This is a genomic window from Streptomyces sp. NPDC046909 (genome assembly GCF_040644695.1).
Classification (GTDB): Bacteria; Actinomycetota; Actinomycetes; order Streptomycetales; family Streptomycetaceae; genus Streptomyces.
The window spans coordinates 893,808-910,292 of record NZ_JBEYXC010000002.1; the positions used below are offsets into that span (position 1 = coordinate 893,808).

The window sequence follows — 16,485 nt, forward strand, 5'->3', positions numbered from 1 at the left end:
TCCCCAAAGGAGCAACCCCGTGGCCTCAAACGCCGCACCCCGCGACCCTGCCGAATCCGTCGGGCAGCCGAAGAAGGCGGCCACTGCCGCCTGGATCGGCAGCGCGCTGGAGTACTACGACTTCTTCATCTACGGCAGCGCGGCCGCGCTGATCTTCCCGAAGGTCTTCTTCGACGAGTCCGACCCGGCCAACGCGACCCTGCTGTCGCTGGCCACGTTCGGTGTCGCGTACGCCGCCCGTCCCATCGGCGCGCTCTTCCTGGGCCACTTCGGCGACAAGGTCGGCCGCAAGCGGATCATGGTCTTCACGCTGATCCTGATGGGCCTGTCGACGTTCCTCATCGGCTGTCTGCCCACCCGCGCCCAGGTCGGCGGTCTCGCCCCGGTCCTGCTGGTGCTGTGCCGGGTCCTCCAGGGCATCTCCGCCGCCGGTGAGCAGGCGAGCGCGAACTCCATGTCGCTGGAGCACGCGCCGCCGAACCGGCGCGGCTTCTTCACCAGCTTCACCCTCAGCGGCACCCAGGGCGGTCAGCTCCTCGCCACCCTCGCCTTCATCCCGATCGCCGCGCTCCCCGAGGACCAGCTGCTGTCGTGGGGCTGGCGGATCCCGTTCTTCCTGAGCATCGCGGTCGCGGTCGTCGGTTATGTCATCCGGCGCAAGCTGGCGGAGACCCCGGCCTTCGAGCAGCAGACCGCCACCGAGGGCGTCGTGAAGCTGCCGCTCGCGTTCCTGGCCCGCAACCACTGGGCGGACGTGCTGCGGGTGGTCGCGGGCGCGCTGATCGCCTCGGTCTCGACGATCTTCACGGTGTGGGCGCTGGCGTACGCGACGAGCGACTCCGTCGGCATGAGCCGGTCCTCGATGCTGTGGGTGGGCGCGCTGGCCAACCTGGTCGCCCTCGGCGCCATCCCGGCGTGGGCCACGCTGTCGGACCGCATCGGCCGCCGCCCGGTCTATCTGATCGGCGCTGTCGGCAGCGCGATCGCGATGTTCGCCTACCTGTGGGCGATCTCCACGGGCAACTACCCGCTGATCCTGCTCCTCGGCATCGTCACCTTCGGCGTGGTCTACAGCGCCGCGAACGGTGTGTGGCCGTCCTTCTACGGCGAGATGTTCACGACCCGCGTCCGGCTGTCCGGCATGGCGATCGGCACCCAGATCGGCTTCGCCGTGGCCGGGTTCGCGGTCACCTTCGCCGCGCAGATCGCGGGCCCCGACGGCAACGACTGGTCGTCGGTCGCCCTGTTCACCGCCGCCCTGTGCGTCCCACCGGTCATCGCCGCCCTCACGGCCCGCGAGACCCACACGGTCCCGACGGAGCTGCTCGGCGAGCGCACCCCGCGATCGGCTGCGGAGCGGGAGGCCGTGACCGCCTGACCTCTCCCCCGCAGGACTCCCGAGTCCCCGGACGCCGCAACGGCTCCGGGGACTCGGGCTTTCGTACGGGCTACGGGCGCGGGTGACGCGGCTCGTACAGCCCGACCTCGGCGCCGCCGGGCAGCCGGAAGCCGGTGACCCTGCCCCAGCCGGCGTCCTGGAGCGGGCGGACGAACGCGACGCCCTTGTTCGCCAGCTCGGCGGTGGTGGCCTCGACGTCGTCGCACATCAGCATCAGCTCGTACGTCGCCTCGCCGTCCGTGGGATGGCAGGCGACCTCCGTCGGCGGCGCCTTGAAGATCAGCCATCCGCGTCCGGCGTCGACGTGGGACCAGCCCAGCACCTCCCGCAGGAAGTCGCGGTCCGCCTCGCTGTCACGGCTGTGGATCACCACATGTGCCCCATTGATCACGCGCGGGAGGCTAGTGAGGCGTGGGCCGGGTGGCAAGGACCGGCGGCTCGGGCACGGCGCGGCCGGGAGGGAACCGTCAGTTTTCGAGAAGCGCCCACCCCTGGACGGCGCCTAGCGTGAAGGATGCTCGAAGACTCCGAGCTCCCGCACACGAAGACTCCGAGCTCCCGAACATGGAGACGATGAGATGGCCAAGACGACGAACGCCCCGTCGCCCGCGGCGCACCCCGCCGACAGTCACGATCTGATCCGCGTGCACGGCGCGCGCGAGAACAATCTCAAGGACGTCAGCATCGAGATCCCCAAACGCAGGCTGACGGTGTTCACGGGGGTCTCCGGTTCGGGCAAGAGCTCGCTGGTGTTCGACACCATCGCCGCCGAGTCGCAGCGGCTGATCAACGAGACGTACAGCGCGTTCGTGCAGGGCTTCATGCCGACGCTGGCGCGTCCCGAGGTCGACGTACTGGACGGTCTGACCACGGCGATCATCGTCGACCAGGAGCGGATGGGCGCCAACGCCCGCTCGACCGTCGGCACCGTCACCGACGTCAACGCGATGCTACGAATCCTGTTCAGCCGCCTCGGCAGCCCGCACATCGGCCCGCCCAACGCGTACTCCTTCAACGTCCCGTCGGTGTCGGCGAGCGGCGCGATCACCGTGGAGCGCGGCGGCAGGACCAAGGCGGAGAAGGCCACCTTCCACCGCCTTGGCGGCATGTGTCCGCGCTGCGAGGGCATGGGCGCGGTCAGCGACTTCGACCTGACGGCGCTGTACGACGACAGCCTGTCGCTCAACGAGGGCGCCCTGACCATCCCCGGCTACAGCATGGAGGGCTGGTACGGCCGTATCTACCGCGGCTGCGGCTTCTTCGACCCGGACAAGCCGATCCGCCGGTTCAACAAGCGCGAGCTGCACGACCTCCTCCACAAGGAGCCCACCAAGATCAAGGTCGAGGGCATCAACCTGACGTACGAAGGGCTGATCCCGAAGATCCAGAAGTCGTTCCTGTCGAAGGACGTCGACGCGCTCCAGCCGCACGTCCGGGCCTTCGTGGAGCGGGCGGTGACCTTCCAGACGTGTCCGGAGTGCGAGGGCACCCGGCTCAGCCCGGAGGCGCGGGCGTCGAAGATCAAGGGGAAGAACATCGCCGACGTCTGCGCGATGCAGATCGACGACCTGGCCGGCTGGGTCCGCGGGCTCAAGGAGCCGTCCGTGGCCCCCTTGCTCGCCTCCCTCGGGCACTCACTCGACTCGTTCGTCGAGATCGGCCTCGGCTACCTCAGCCTCGACCGCCCCTCGGGCACCCTCTCGGGCGGCGAGGCCCAGCGCACCAAGATGATCCGCCACCTCGGCTCCTCCCTCACCGATGTGACGTACGTCTTCGACGAGCCGACGATCGGCCTGCACCCGCACGACATCCGCCGCATGAACGAACTCCTGCTCCAGCTGCGCGACAAGGGCAACACCGTGCTGGTCGTGGAGCACAAGCCGGAGGCGATCGAGATCGCCGACCATGTCGTGGACCTCGGCCCGCGGGCCGGTACGGCGGGCGGCGAGGTGGTCTTCGAGGGCACGGTCGAGGGGCTGCGGGCCAGCGACACGCTCACCGGACGGCACCTGGACGACCGGGCCTCGCTGAAGGACTCGGTGCGCGAGCCGTCGGGCGTGCTGGCAGTGCGCGGCGCCGCCACCAACAACCTTCGGGACGTCGACGTCGACATCCCGCTCGGCGCGCTGGTCGTGGTCACCGGGGTCGCCGGATCCGGCAAGAGCTCCCTCATCCACGGCTCGGTCTCCGGGCAGGACGGGGTGATCACGGTCGACCAGACGGGCATCCGCGGCTCCCGGCGCAGCAACCCGGCCACATACACAGGGCTGTTGGAGCCGATCCGCAAGGCCTTCGCCAAGGTCAACGGCGTGAAACCGGCCCTGTTCAGCGCCAACTCCGAGGGCGCCTGCCCCACGTGCAACGGCGCCGGCGTCGTCTACACCGACCTGGCGATGATGGCCGGGGTCGCCTCCACCTGCGAGGAGTGCGAGGGGAAGCGGTTCCAGGCGGCGGTCCTGGAGTACCACTTGGGCGGCCGGGACATCAGCGAGGTGCTCGCGATGTCGGTGACCGAGGCGGAGGAGTTCTTCGGCGCGGGCGAGGCGCGTACGCCGGCGGCGCACAAGATCCTTGAGCGGCTCGCGGACGTCGGCCTCGGCTATCTCACCCTCGGGCAGCCCCTGACGACCCTGTCGGGCGGCGAGCGGCAGCGGCTGAAGCTGGCCACGCACATGGGCGAGAAGGGCGGGGTCCTCGTGCTCGACGAGCCGACGACCGGACTCCATCTCGCCGATGTGGAGCAGCTGTTGGGCCTGCTCGACCGGCTGGTCGACTCCGGCAAGTCCGTCATCGTCATCGAGCACCACCAGGCGGTCATGGCACACGCCGACTGGATCATCGACCTCGGCCCGGGCGCCGGGCACGACGGCGGGCGAATCGTCTTCGAGGGGACACCGGCAGACCTGATCGCGGACCGCTCGACGCTCACGGGGGAGCATCTCGCGGAGTATGTCGGGGCGTGAACCTGAACGTGCCTGGTCCGGCTATGAGTTGGACCAGGCGCGCTCGCACAGCACCAGCCGGTAGCCGTCCGGGTCCTCGACCGTCACGCCCCACTCGTTCCAGTAGGGGTTGGGCGAGGGGACCCGCTTGCCGCCGTGCTGTTCGAGCCGCGCGACGAGGTCCTCCGGCACCGGCCCGTCCACGTAGATCACCAGGAGGTCCTCCTCCGTGGGCCGGGGCTCGACGGGGTGCCCGGCCTCGTGGACGAGTTCCAGATGCCACTCGGCGTCGGGCCAGCCGAGCATGAGCAGATCGTGCTCGCCCGGTTCGGTGCCGCCCTCCGCCCGCCATACGACGGCCAGGCCGAGCCCGTCGGCCCAGAACCGCTCGGCGGCCGTGAGGTCGCGGGAGGGGCGGGCGATACGGATGTGGCTGCGGCCGTTGACAGCATTCCGACCATCCTGACGTCCTCTTGAGCTGCGGATTCTCCTCCGGAAGCCTAGGGGACGGGTGATCGCGGGACCATCGGTCGTCCGTCCTGCGCCGCGGGTCCTAGGACCGCACAAGCCGCTCCGCCCCCGTTGACAGCTGACGTTTTCAGCAAGAACATCGGCCGGAGCGAGCAGAAACGAACAGGCGCGCCACACTTCCCGTCGGCCCGGGGAGGGAGGGCTTCGCGCGTACCGGCCGGTTTCAGGGGCGGCCGGTACGCGCGGAGCGGCCGTTGTCTATCGTTGCCCGATCACAGGAGCGGGCGGCGAGAGGCGGCGAGGGCGTGACGGGGGCCGGTTGGATACGGGTGCCGGTCGGCGACGACGCCGCCCGCTGGACCACGCGGGGCAAGAGCCTCCCAGTGCTGTTCGTCGTCCACAACGTCACCGCGGCGACCCGTCTCCTCGACGTACTCCCGCTCTTCCACGACGACTTGAGATTGCAGCTGCTGGCGACCTCCCCCGGCTCGTCGGCGTTCCAGTCGGGGCTGACCGAACTGCTGGCGGGGACCGAGGTGAGCGTGCTGCCGTGGGAGCAGGCGATCAGGACTCCGGTCGCACTCGCGCTGTCAGCGAGCTTCGGCGGTCAACTCCGAGCACTTTCCGGTGTATTGACCGTGTTGTCACATGGTGTCGGATATACTAAGAGGCTGGCGACACCCGACACCCGACACCCGACGGCCGTCGGTGGGAGCGAGCGGTCGGATCCGGTCTTCGGGATGTCACCGGAGTGGCTGCTCGACGAGGACGGGAAACCCCTCGCCGACGCCCTCGTGCTCTCCCACCCCGAGCAGTACGAGCGACTGCGCGCCGTCTGCCCGGAGGCCGCGTCCACCGCGGTCATCGCCGGGGACCCCTGCTGGGACCGCATGCTGGCGGCCCGCGCGTACCGCGACCGCTATCGCCGCGCCCTGGGCGTGGGCCGCGGGCAGCGCCTGATCGTCCTCAACTCCACCTGGAATCCCGAGGGGTTGTTCGGCGACGGCGGCGATGACGTACTGCCCTCCCTGCTCCCCCGGCTGACCTCGGAGCTCCCGGCCGACGAGTACCGGCTCGCGGCCGTCCTGCACCCCAACATCTGGCACGGCCACGGCCCCGGCCAGATCCGCGCCTGGCTCGACCGCGCCCGCCGCTCCGGCCTGACCCTGATCGACCCCCTGCACGGCTGGCGCCAGACCCTGCTCGCCGCCGACGCGTTGATCGGCGACCACGGTTCGGTCACCTATTACGCCGCCGCCCTCGGCACCCCGGTCCTGCTCGGGGCGGCACCGCTCGACGGGCTCGATCCCCAGGCCCCGGTGCACGAGTTCGTCCGCACGGCACCACGCCTGGACCCGACACGCCCACTGCGCCCGCAAGTCGACGCCCTCGCACGCCAACCCATGGGCCCCGAGGCCGAGTTCATCAGCTCGGTACCCGGCGAGTCGGCACCCCGCCTGCGCCGCCTCTTCTACGACCGGATCGGCATCCCCGAACCCGAGGAACCCGCCCGTCTCGTACCGCTCCCCCTGCCGGCGTACGAACCGGCGGTCCCCACCGTGCCCCTCACCGTCCGGACCAGGCTGCTCGGCTCCGGCGAGGTCGCGGTGACCCGGTTCGCGGGCCCGCATCCGGCACCCGTGGGCGAGGGCGAGACGCATGTCGCGGTGCATGAGGACACGCGGGAGACGGATCAACTCGACCTGGCGGATGTGGTGTTCCGGTACGGAGACGCGGCCGACCCACGGTTCGGATCACCCGCGCTGTGGACGACGGAGGTCCTTGACCGGCATCGGTACTGCGCGCTCGCGGCGTACGTCACCCGGCCGGGGTCGTGTGTCGTGCGTACCCGTGCCGGGGAGCTGCTGCGCCTCACGACGGCAGGCATGGGCGCGGACGGGGACGCGGACCCCGCTGGGTACGCCTCCGCGCTCCACGCGTGGCTGGGGGCGGGCAAGTCGCTGGAGGAACTGCTCGCCCATGGGCTGCGGGTCCGCACGGGCCGCGTCACGCACACGGTGAACGTCACTCCGGCCTGACGCACCGCTCCCGCAGCACCCGCAGCCGCCGCACATGGTGCTCGGCCGCTTCGCCGTCGAGCGCCGGGAGCGCCTCGTCGATCAACGGCAGCGCCAGGTCCGGCTCACCGCCGTCCACGTGGAGACCGGCGAGGTCGGTGAGCGTGCGGGCGGTGTTGTAGGCCTCGCCGCTGTCGCGGAAGAAGCGCAGGGCGCGGCCGAGCAGCTCGACCGCGTCCTGGCGCCGGCCCTGCTGTCCGAGGGCATGACCCCGGTGCCGGTCCAGCAACGCCCGGGCGCGGGGCAGGTCGGCGAACCCCTCGTCGCCGGGGCCGATGGTGCCGTAGAGGTCGTACGCCTCCTCGAAGCACGCCAGCGCCTCCTCGGACCGCCATTGGCGCAGCCGCAGGATGCCCAGCAGCTCGACCGACGAGGCGTGACCCCGTACATGTCCCGCCGCGCGCTCGTCGCGGGCGGCGGCGAGCACCTCGGTCTCGGCCTCGGCCCAGCGGGTCAGCTCCATCAGGCAGTGGGCGAGTTGGAAGTGCAGGGCGCCTGCGGTGCGGCTGCCGGGGAAGCGCTCGTCGGCGACGCGTGCCGCGGTGCGCAGGGCGGGGAGCAGGACATCGAGGTGACCGGCCTTGAGCTGGAGCGGCCACAGGGACTGGCTGAGCAGGACGACGGTGTCCCAGTCGCGGTAGTCGTCGGCCGTCCGCACCGCCTCGACCAGGCTCGGTGCCTCGGCGGCGAGGGCGGCGACGGCTGCGCCGGGGGTGAGACCGAGTCGCCGGCCGCCGTCGCCGACGGGTGCGCCGGGTACGCCGGGTACGCCGGGTACGCCGGGTACGCCGGCTACGCCGGGGTCGGTGTACCCGGCCGGTGGCTCCGGTGGGATGCGCCAGCTCTGCGGCAGCGCCGCGCGGGCCGCGACGACGGCCAGGTGCCGGTAGCCCTCGACGACGCGGGCGACGGCCGCCGAGCAGGCCGGTACTCCGTCGACCAGGGATGCCGTGCGTTCGGCGTGGGCACGGACGGCGGGGCGGTAGCGGTGGCGGCCGGTGTCGACGCGCTCGATGAGCAGTGCGTCGACGAGTTCGCGGAGGAGTTCACCGGCCCGTGTGAGGTCGACGTCCGCGGCGCGAGCGGCCGCCGCGGTGTCGAGGGCGGGCCAGTCGCGGAGGGCGGCGAGGCGGTAGAGACGGGCGGCGTCGGGGGTGAGCAGACGGTACGAGTCCTCGGCGGCGGCATGGACGGGGTCGCTGTCGGGCAGGATGGACGCCCCTTCGGGCTGGGCGGCGGTACGGACCGGGGCACCCCCGGCCGCGGTGAGCCGTCCTTCCGGATCCGCGGGCGCCAGCCTCAGCGCGGCGGCGTGCAGGGCGTACGGGGAGCCGGCGCAGCGGTCGAGGAGGGTGGGGTGGGTGGCGAGGGCCGTGGTGACGGCGGACTTGTCGGTGATGCGGTCCAGCATCAGGCGGGCGTCCCGTTTCGCCAGGGGCCCGACCGGGATGTTCAGGGCGCCGAGGCCCACGAGCGGCTGCGGGGCGACGACGATGGTGAACACGCCGGGCGCTGAGGTGAGCAGGGGTTCGATCTGTGCCAGGGACCGGGCGTGGTCCAGGACCAGGAGCATCCGGCGCTCGGCCAGACAGTGCCGGAGGAGTTCCGCGCGGTCGCGGGCGGCCGGGGGTATCTCCTCGTCCCGCAGGCCGAGTTGGCGCAGGGCGTGGGCGACGGCGGCGTCGGGGCCGAGGGTGCGCAGGTCGACGTAGGTCTGGCCGTCGGGGAAGCGGGCGGTCTGCCGCCAGCCCCAGTGGAGGGCGAGGGTGCTGGTGCCGATGCCTTCGCGGCCGTGCAGGAGGGCGAGCCTCGGGCGGCCGTCATGGGCGCGGTTGGCCTCCTTGTCGAGGAGCCTCAGCGCTGTCTCGCGGTCGGTGAAGTAGCGCGGGGCGTTGGGCAGGGACGGGCGACGGCGGACCGGCGACGCCCCGGACGCGGGGACGGTGCGGGCGAACATCAGCCAGGAGTCGGCCAGTTGCGGATCCGAGTGCACCCGCTCGTGCACCAGCCGGACCACGCCGTCCAGTTGGGCGGACGTGGCGGGCGCCGTCACCTCCCGCCCGGCGATCCGGCGGACCAGCCCGCCCGCCGACACCCAGAGCGACTTGCCCGCCTCGCTGCCCATCCCCTGCCAGACCGTGGTGAGAACGGCGCTGATCGCCCCCACCGAGATCAGGTCCATCATGCCGATCGCTCCCCCGTCCGAGGCTCCGCGTCACTCGCAGTGGATCAACCCTAGCGAGCCGCGGTCGGAGTGACGGCACGTCAATCAAGCTTTGTGGTACCGCTCTTGCGCCTGCACGGGTGAGGCGCCCGCTCAGCCCCGGTTCGCCCCCTTCGGAATCCCGTACGCCCGCTCCACCTTGACCCGCAGCACCACCCGCCGGTCCCGCACCATCGCCGCCCGGAAGTCCTCCCAGTCGGGGTGCTCGCCCAGGACGTCGCGGTAGAGCCGGACGAGTTCCTCGACCGTGTCGTCGTACGGGTCCCGCGCCACCGGCGAGAGCTCCGCCGTGCCCTCGGCGACGGTGTACGCCCAGCGGTCGGCGCTGGTCACGTGGTACGACACCCTCGGATCCCGGCGCAGGTTGCGGGTCTTGGCGCGGTCGTCCGTGATCGAGACGCGGATGATGCGCTCGTCGGGGTAGTAGGCGTGGCTGACGTTCGACAGCTGGGGCCGGCCGTCGCGCTTGAGGGTGGTCAGCACCCCGCCGTGGCCCTCGGAGAGCAGCCCGAGCAGTGCGTTCTGCGTGGCGTCCTGAGTCATATCTGGGTCAACCGGTACCTGGGTGCACGCATTCCCGTGAACAGCGACTCCGTAGACACTGTCTACGTCGACCTGGTAGACACTGTCTATGCATGAACCCGAGACCGGGCTCCGGGCCCGGCTGGTCGACGTCGGTGTGGATCTGGTGGACCGGGAGGGCGTGCAGGCACTCACCCTCCGGGAGATCGCCCGACGGGCGGGCGTCTCGCACGGTGCGCCGCGCCGCTACTTCCCCACCCACCTGGAGCTGCTGTCGGCCATCGCGCGCCGCGGCTTCGCCGAGCTGGCGGAGCGGGCGACGGCAGCGACAGCGCCGGGGGCCGATGTCGGCGCGGTGAGCCCTCGGGCTCAGCTGGCCGCCCTGACGCACTGCTATCTGGAGTTCGCGCTGGACCATCGCGGGATGTATGAGCTGATGTTCCGTCATGATCTGCTGGAGAGCGGCCATCTGGGCCTCCGGGACACCAGCCTGCCGCTCTTCGGCCGCCTCGTGGAGCTGGTCGGTCTGGTCCGGCCGGATGCGGACGCCCGGCTCGTCGCGGGTGCGTTGTGGGCGAACCTGCACGGCATCGCCCAGCTGTGGGGCTGGGGCAGCCTCCAACTCGCCACGGGCGCCGACGACTTCGTACCCCTTCTGCGGAACGCTCTCGACTCGCACCTGGGGAAGGACGGCGCGTGAACCCGCGTCTCGTGCTCGCGAGCAGTGTCACCGGGGCCGTGATCGTCGCCCTCGACGGCACGGTGCTCACCATCGCCCAGCCCACGCTGCAAAGGGACTTGGGCGCCACCTTCGCCCAGGTCCAGTGGACCAGCACCGGCTATCTCATCGCCGTGGCGAGCCTGCTGGTGTTCGCGGGGCGGCTCGGCGACCGGTACGGGCACCGGCGGGTCTTCGGCGTCGGCATGGTCGGGTTCGGGGTGGCGTCGGCGGGCATCGGCCTCGCGCCCGGGGTCGGCTGGGTGGTCGGACTGCGGGTCGTGCAGGGGGTGTTCGGGGCGCTGTTGCAGCCCGCGACGCTCGGCATGCTGCGGGCCGCGTATCCGCCGGACCGGCTGCGGGGGCCGATCGCGCTGCGGACGGCGGCGATCGGGGTGTCCGCCGCGGTGGGGCCGCTGGTGGGCGGGGTGTTGGTGGCCGGGGCCGGGTGGCGGGCGGTGTTCTTCCTGAACGTACTCCCCGCAGTCGTGTTCGGCGGACTCGCGCTGACCGTGCGGGAGCCGGGGCGCACGACGGACGTCCGGGACGGGCTCGCCCTGGCCGCGCAGGACTCGGGGCCCACGACTGACGTGCGAGGCGGGTTCGCACCAGCCGCGCGGCAGCCAGGAGGCACGCCTGACGTCCGGGGCGGCCTAGCGACGACCGCTCGGAGTGGGCCGGAGCCGCCGACGGCCGTCCGGCTGGACATACCCGGCGCCCTCCTGCTCGCCGTCGCCCTGGGCGCCCTCGTCCATACGCTCGTCTCCCCGCAGTGGCCCGGAGCCGCAGTGACCGTCGTGGCCGGTGTCGCCTTCGTGCGCCACGGGCGCCGCACCTCGGGCCCGCTCATCCCCCGGGGCATCCCCGGTCCGCCCCTCGGTGTGCTCGTGGCCGCGTCGGCCGCCCTGTCCGGCACGTTGTTCCTGGGTACGTACGTCCTCCAGGAGACGCTTGGTCTCGACCCCTTCCAAAGCGCCCTGCGCTGTCTGCCGTTGGCGGTGTTGATGGTGGCCGCCGCCGCGGGGTGCCCGGTGCTGCTGCGCCGGGTGGGGGCCCGTCGTACGACGGCGGCGGCGATGGTCGTGCTGGCCGCCGGGGTCCTGGTGCTCGACCGGGCGTCGGGGACCTTCGCGCTGTGCGCGGGATTCGCGCTGCTGGGGGCCGGGTTCGGGACCGTGATGGTCGCGGCGACCCATGTCGTCGTACGGCAGAGCCCGGTCGAGTCGGCCGGGGTGGCGGGCGGGTTGCAGCAGACCGCGATGAATGTCGGGCCGACGCTCGGGGTGGCGCTCGCGGCCGCCGGCGTGCCGCTCGTCACGCTCGCCGGAACGGCCCTGGTCGGGGCGGTGCTGTCGGCGGGATTTCGCGCCACGAGCCCCGATCGAGGGCGACTGGGAGAACGTTCCGGCATTCCTGCGCGACGATGAGGTCTGAGGTCGGTGTGGCGGGGTATGCCGGATCGCACCTCGAAGAACGCGAGCGGAGGAGAGCGATGGCACAGCTGCGGCAAGAGGTGGACCCGGGTGAGGTCGGGCTGGACGCGAAGGCGTTGGACCGCCTCGACCAGCACTTCGCCCACTACGTCGACGAGGGGCGTATGCCCGGCTTCCTCGTGGCGGTGGCCCGCGGCGGCCGGGTCGCCCACCTCACGGCGCTCGGCCGGCGCGATCTGGCCGCCGGACTCCCCGTCGAGAGCGACACCTTGTGGCGGATCTACTCGATGACCAAGCCGGTCACCGCGGTGGCCGCGCTGACCCTGGTGGAGGAGGGGAAGCTGTCGCTGGACGATCCGGTCGCCCGTCATCTGCCGGCCTTCGCCGACGCCCGGGTGTACGACAGCGGCTCGGGCGCGGACCTCGTCACCCGGCCCGCCGAACAGCCGTTGCTGATCCGGCACTTGATGTCCCACACCTCGGGCCTGACCTTCGCCTTCTACCACTCCCACCCGGTCGACGCCCTCTACCGGGAGGCGAATCTGGAGTCGTCGGTGGTGCCCGGCTCGACGCTGGCCGAGACGGTCGACGTGTACGCGAGCCTGCCGCTTCAGTTCGAGCCCGGCACCGAGTGGAACTACTCGGTCGCCTCCAATGTGCTGGGCCGGGTCATCGAGGTGGTGTCCGGGCAGCCCCTCGACACCTTCTTCGCCGAGCGGATCTTCGGCCCCCTCGGGATGCCCGACGCCGGCTTCTGTGTGACGGACGAACAGGCCGTCCGGCTCTCCGAGTTGTACGGCGAGCAGGAGGACGGCCGTATCGAGCCGGTCCCCGGTCTGCCGCTGTACGGGCGGCCCCGGTTTCTGTCCGGCAGCGGGGGCATGGCGGCCTCCGCGTACGACATGCACCGCTTCATGGAGCTGCTGCGCCGTCGCGGCGAACTCGACGGCGTCCGTCTTCTCGCCCCGGAGACGGTGGCCCTGATGACCCGCAACCACCTGCCCGGCGGCGCCGACCTGCGCGCCTTCGGCAGCAGACCGGCCCACGACGAGCCGAACAACGACGGGGTCGGCTTCGGCCTCGGTGTCTCCGTCGTGATCGACCCCGCCCGCACCCTCGCGCCCACGAGCCCGGGCACGTTCGGCTGGAGCGGGGCCGCCTCCACGACGTTCTGGGTCGATCCGGTGCACGATCTGACCGTGCAGTTCTACACACAGGTGCGGCCCAGGACCCTGAAGCTCAACCCCGACCTCAGACGGCTCGTGCACGAGGCCGTCATCGGCTGACATCGACCGGCATGCGAAAACTGGTCAGGTGTCGACGCGCAGGGTGAACTCCACTCCGTCCAGGGCCAGTTCCCGCAGCCACTCCTCCGACCGTGCCGCCGTCTCGGCGGCCCGGTTCAGGCCGGGCGGCAGCGAACCGTCCAGGACATGGCCGACGCCGAGGGCGAGGGTGCGGGAGACGCAGCGGGCCATGGCGCTCTCCTCCGCGTCCCCCACCAGGTCCAGCAGATAGCCGCCCGACCACGCCTGTCCGGCCGGGCCGAGCACGTCAAGCGACACCGCGAGGACGACCCGGTCGCGGTCGGTGTCCGTGGTCGGATAGGTGGCCGCCAACTCCCGTGCCAGCGCGGCGATCCGGGCGTCGTCGCCGCCCTTCAGCTCCTCGAAGACGGCGTCCCACGCGCGCAGCCAGCCGTCGAGGCGCAGGGTGCCGCGGACGAAGGTGCTCGGCTTCCAGGCGGGCGGCATCCCGTACTGCTCGACGAACGGCAGGCTGTCGCGGTTCGGGTAGACCTCGAAGGTCTCCCCGTCGACGACATGCGGCCGGGTCGCCTCCCACGGCCGCCCGGCGGTGGTCTCCGCGCCGTCCTCGATGTAACGGGCGGGCGAGCGCAGGGCGTTGAGGACGCCGAGGGGCGCCCAGCTGAAGCGGTAGCGGAAGTCGTTGGGGACGGCGGGGATGCCGCCGCAGTAGGAGGTGAGGCGGTACGTGGCCGCCGTACCGTCGCCGATCGCGTCCCGGGCGCGGGCCACCAGGCTGTGGGCGAAGAGGTGATCGATGCCCGGGTCGAGGCCGGCCTCGGTGAGGACGACGATCCCGGCGTCGAGGGCGGCGGGCACCTGGTCGAGCACCGCGTCCGACACATAGCTGGAGCAGGCGAAGTGGGCCTCGCGCGCGACGCACGCGGCGAGGATCCCGGCGTGCTCCGGGGCGGGCAGCATGGACACCACGACGTCCCCGGGGGCGAGTTCCGCGGTGAGGGCGTCGAGCGTGTACGCGCGGGGCGCGGCGCGGTCGGTGAGGCCCAGCCGGTCGAGGGCCTCGGCCGCGCGCTCCTCGGTGCGGTGCCACACGCGCACCCGCTCGGCCGTGTCGCAGAGCCGGGCCAGACCGCTGCCCGTGGACAGGCCGGTGCCGATCCAGTGGACGGTGCCGCTCGCCGCGACCAGGTCAGACATTTCTCGACTCCCCTTCTGCGATGCCGAGTTCACGGCTGGTCTCATGGAACCGGTCCAGAGCGCGCGCCCATGGCCCGCCGGTCTCGAAGTCGAGGAGCAGGGGCAGCAGTTGACCGGAGAAGTCGGTGCTGGACTCGCCCGGCAGGAGCGAGGGCAGGTTGTCGATGGCGATCAGGTCGAGCGGGGGCTCCTTGTGGAGTCGGCGGACCGGGTCGTCCCACTCGGTGGTGCGGTCGTAGACCGGCAGGACGTTGAGGGGCGAGCCGACGTCGCAGGTGACGTCGGAAAGGGTGCGCAGTCGGCGGGTGGGGTCGTCGACGTCGGCTTCCCGGACGAAGGGCGGGACCGGGGTGGTGGCGAGGACGCAGTTGACCATCGCGTCGTGGTCCAGCAGCGCGCGGCGGTCCAGGTCGCGGGTCTCGGGCAGGTCCCAGCAGGTCGGGGCGAGGCCTGCCGCTCGGAGGGCGTCTCGGGCGCCGCGTCCGCTGCGGCCCAGGGCGCCGATCACGAGGGACGTGAACTCCTCGTCCCCGGGGGCGGGTTGGAGGAGTTCGTCGAGTTCCGCCTTGGCGATGGGTGTCAGCGGCGCGACGAGCCTGCCCCGGTGTTGGAGCACGGCGAGGGCCGCGCCGAGGTAGCCCGCCCAGTAGCCGAAGGCGGCGAGCCGGCGCCCGTGCTCGTCGACCAGGTACTCGAGGTCCAGGAGCGCCCCTCCCCCGGCGGCGAACCGGCGCAGCAGCTCCCCGGCGCCGGGCTGCTGCTTGTAGGCGTGCCCGAAGAAGATGTGGCGGTGCGTCAACTCGGCGGGTTCGTCGGGGAGTTCCTTCAGACCGAGGACGACCGCGTCCTGCGGCGCCGACACCCACGAGCCCGCGGGCGCGACCCGGGCGCCGACGGCCTCGTACTCCTGGATCGGGAAGATCCGCTGCGGGGAGTCCTCGACGGTCAGGGTCACGCCGCTCTCGACGAGCCGTCGGGCGTCGGACGGTGTGATCGGGGTGCGCCGTTCGGTGGGTCGGACCTCGTGGCGCAGCCACAGGTGGAGCTCGGTCATACGCAGTTGGCCTCCGGGCGCGGGGCGTCGGCCGCGAAACGGCCGGCGTTCAACGGGCTGACGTCCACGAAGGGTACGCGGCCGAGGTACAGGTCGCGGACGACCTCGCCGACGGCCGGGCCCTGGAGGAAGCCGTGACCGGAGAAGCCGGTCGCATACAGAAAGCGGGATACCGAATGCGCCTCGCCGATCAACGCGTTGTGGTCCGGGGTGACCTCGTACAGGCCCGCCCAGCCGCCGGTGCGGCGCAGGTCGAGAAGGGCGGGGGCACGGTGTTCCATCGCGGCGGCGAGGCGGGGGATCCAGCGGTCGTGGGTGTCGGTGGCGAAGCCGGGGCGTTCGTCGGGGTCGGACATGCCGAGGAGGAGACCGGGGCCCTCGCGGTGGAAGTAGAGGCTCGTGGCGAAGTCGATGGTGAACGGGAGGTCCGGCGGGAGGCCCTGGACCGGTTCGGTGACCGCGATCTGGCGGCGTAACGGCTCCACGGGCAGGTCGACGCCGGCCATCTTCCCCACGGCGCGTGACCAGGGGCCGGCCGTACAGATCACCGTGTCGGTGGTGATGGGGCCGAGGGTCGTCTCGACGGCGGTGACGGTGTCGCCGCGCAGGGTGATGCCGGTGACCTCGGTGTGCCGCAGGACGCGGGCGCCGAGGGCGCGGGCGGCGGAGGCGTAGCCGTGGACGACGGCCTCGGGTGTGCAGTGGCCGTCGTCGGGCGAGAAGGCGGCGGCGAGGAGTCCGTCGGTGCGGATCAGCGGGGAGAGCTTGCGGGCCTCCTTGACGGTGAGCATGCGGCTGGGCACGCCCAGGGAGTTCTGCAGCCGCACGCCCGCCTCGAAGGAGGCTACGTCCTCGGGGGTCGAGAGGAGGAACAGATAGCCGGAGCGGTGCAGACCGATGTCGTAGCCGATCTCCTCCTCGAACCGGCCGAACGCCTCCAGACTGCGGGCGCCCAGCTGGACGTTGAGCCCGTCGGAGAACTGGGCGCGCACCCCGCCCGCCGCCTTCGAGGTGGATCCGGAGGCCAGCTCGTCGCGTTCGACGAGGACGACATCGCGGACTCCGGCGGCGGCGAGGTGGTAGGCGATGCTCGTGCCCATCACTCCGCCGCCGATCACGACGGCGCTTGCGTGCAGTCTCACGGGCGGGCCTCCCAGGGGGTGTCGGGGTCGTCGCCCC

At 72.0% G+C, this 16,485-nt stretch carries 13 protein-coding genes; 6 read left to right on the forward strand and 7 right to left on the reverse strand.

The annotated features are described in order from the left end of the window. Positions 1-19: 19 nt before the first annotated feature. A complete protein-coding gene (locus ABZ928_RS08265) occupies positions 20-1,378 on the forward strand; it encodes an MFS transporter (RefSeq protein ID WP_361515989.1) in 1,359 nt (452 codons plus the stop codon). A 70-nt stretch (positions 1,379-1,448) separates the two neighbouring features. On the opposite strand, the gene ABZ928_RS08270 is transcribed toward ABZ928_RS08265, so the two are convergent. Then, positions 1,449-1,790 (reverse strand): VOC family protein, encoded by a 342-nt coding sequence (locus tag ABZ928_RS08270; protein ID WP_361515990.1) that lies wholly within the window; start codon positions 1,788-1,790, stop codon positions 1,449-1,451. A gap of 187 nt (positions 1,791-1,977) precedes the next feature. Here ABZ928_RS08270 and ABZ928_RS08275 point away from each other — a divergent pair, with 187 nt between their 5' ends. Continuing rightward, complete coding sequence (locus ABZ928_RS08275) at positions 1,978-4,362, forward strand: excinuclease ABC subunit UvrA (protein ID WP_361515992.1); 2,385 nt, start codon at positions 1,978-1,980, stop codon at positions 4,360-4,362. Between the two features lie 21 nt (positions 4,363-4,383). Here the strand turns inward: ABZ928_RS08275 and ABZ928_RS08280 are convergent, their stop codons facing one another. Continuing rightward, positions 4,384-4,827 (reverse strand): VOC family protein, encoded by a 444-nt coding sequence (locus ABZ928_RS08280; RefSeq protein WP_361516168.1) that lies wholly within the window; start codon positions 4,825-4,827, stop codon positions 4,384-4,386. A 290-nt stretch (positions 4,828-5,117) separates the two neighbouring features. Between ABZ928_RS08280 and ABZ928_RS08285 the strand changes: the two genes are divergently transcribed. After that, a complete protein-coding gene (locus ABZ928_RS08285) occupies positions 5,118-6,851 on the forward strand; it encodes a hypothetical protein (protein ID WP_361515994.1) in 1,734 nt (577 codons plus the stop codon). Here ABZ928_RS08285 and ABZ928_RS08290 read toward each other — a convergent pair. Both ABZ928_RS08290 and ABZ928_RS08295 read right to left on the reverse strand, forming a co-directional pair. Next, positions 6,838-9,075, reverse strand: coding sequence for a tetratricopeptide repeat protein (locus tag ABZ928_RS08290; protein WP_361515996.1), 2,238 nt, complete (start codon positions 9,073-9,075; stop codon positions 6,838-6,840). The genes ABZ928_RS08285 and ABZ928_RS08290 overlap by 14 nt on opposite strands. A 132-nt stretch (positions 9,076-9,207) precedes the next feature. After that, positions 9,208-9,657 (reverse strand): PPOX class F420-dependent oxidoreductase, encoded by a 450-nt coding sequence (locus ABZ928_RS08295; protein ID WP_361515998.1) that lies wholly within the window; start codon positions 9,655-9,657, stop codon positions 9,208-9,210. 88 nt (positions 9,658-9,745) lie between these two features. Between ABZ928_RS08295 and ABZ928_RS08300 the strand changes: the two genes are divergently transcribed. From ABZ928_RS08300 to ABZ928_RS08310, 3 genes are all read left to right on the forward strand, one after another. Then, complete coding sequence (locus ABZ928_RS08300; protein ID WP_361516000.1) at positions 9,746-10,336, forward strand: TetR/AcrR family transcriptional regulator; 591 nt, start codon at positions 9,746-9,748, stop codon at positions 10,334-10,336. Then, positions 10,333-11,781, forward strand: coding sequence for an MFS transporter (locus tag ABZ928_RS08305; protein WP_361516002.1), 1,449 nt, complete (start codon positions 10,333-10,335; stop codon positions 11,779-11,781). The genes ABZ928_RS08300 and ABZ928_RS08305 overlap by 4 nt, the downstream gene beginning before the upstream one ends. A 65-nt stretch (positions 11,782-11,846) precedes the next feature. After that, entirely contained in the window at positions 11,847-13,073 is a 1,227-nt protein-coding gene (locus tag ABZ928_RS08310) for a serine hydrolase domain-containing protein (protein ID WP_361516003.1), read from the forward strand. A gap of 24 nt (positions 13,074-13,097) precedes the next feature. Here ABZ928_RS08310 and ABZ928_RS08315 read toward each other — a convergent pair whose 3' ends face one another. The 3 genes from ABZ928_RS08315 to ABZ928_RS08325 are packed head-to-tail and all read right to left on the reverse strand — an operon-like array spanning position 13,098 to position 16,448. After that, positions 13,098-14,252, reverse strand: a complete 1,155-nt coding sequence (locus ABZ928_RS08315) for a saccharopine dehydrogenase family protein (RefSeq protein WP_361516005.1) — start codon at positions 14,250-14,252, stop codon at positions 13,098-13,100. Next, complete coding sequence (locus tag ABZ928_RS08320) at positions 14,245-15,306, reverse strand: saccharopine dehydrogenase (RefSeq protein ID WP_361516007.1); 1,062 nt, start codon at positions 15,304-15,306, stop codon at positions 14,245-14,247. Before ABZ928_RS08320 ends, ABZ928_RS08315 begins: the two co-directional genes overlap by 8 nt. Further along, entirely contained in the window at positions 15,303-16,448 is a 1,146-nt protein-coding gene (locus tag ABZ928_RS08325; protein WP_361516009.1) for an FAD-binding oxidoreductase, read from the reverse strand. Before ABZ928_RS08325 ends, ABZ928_RS08320 begins: the two co-directional genes overlap by 4 nt. Positions 16,449-16,485 lie beyond the last annotated feature (37 nt).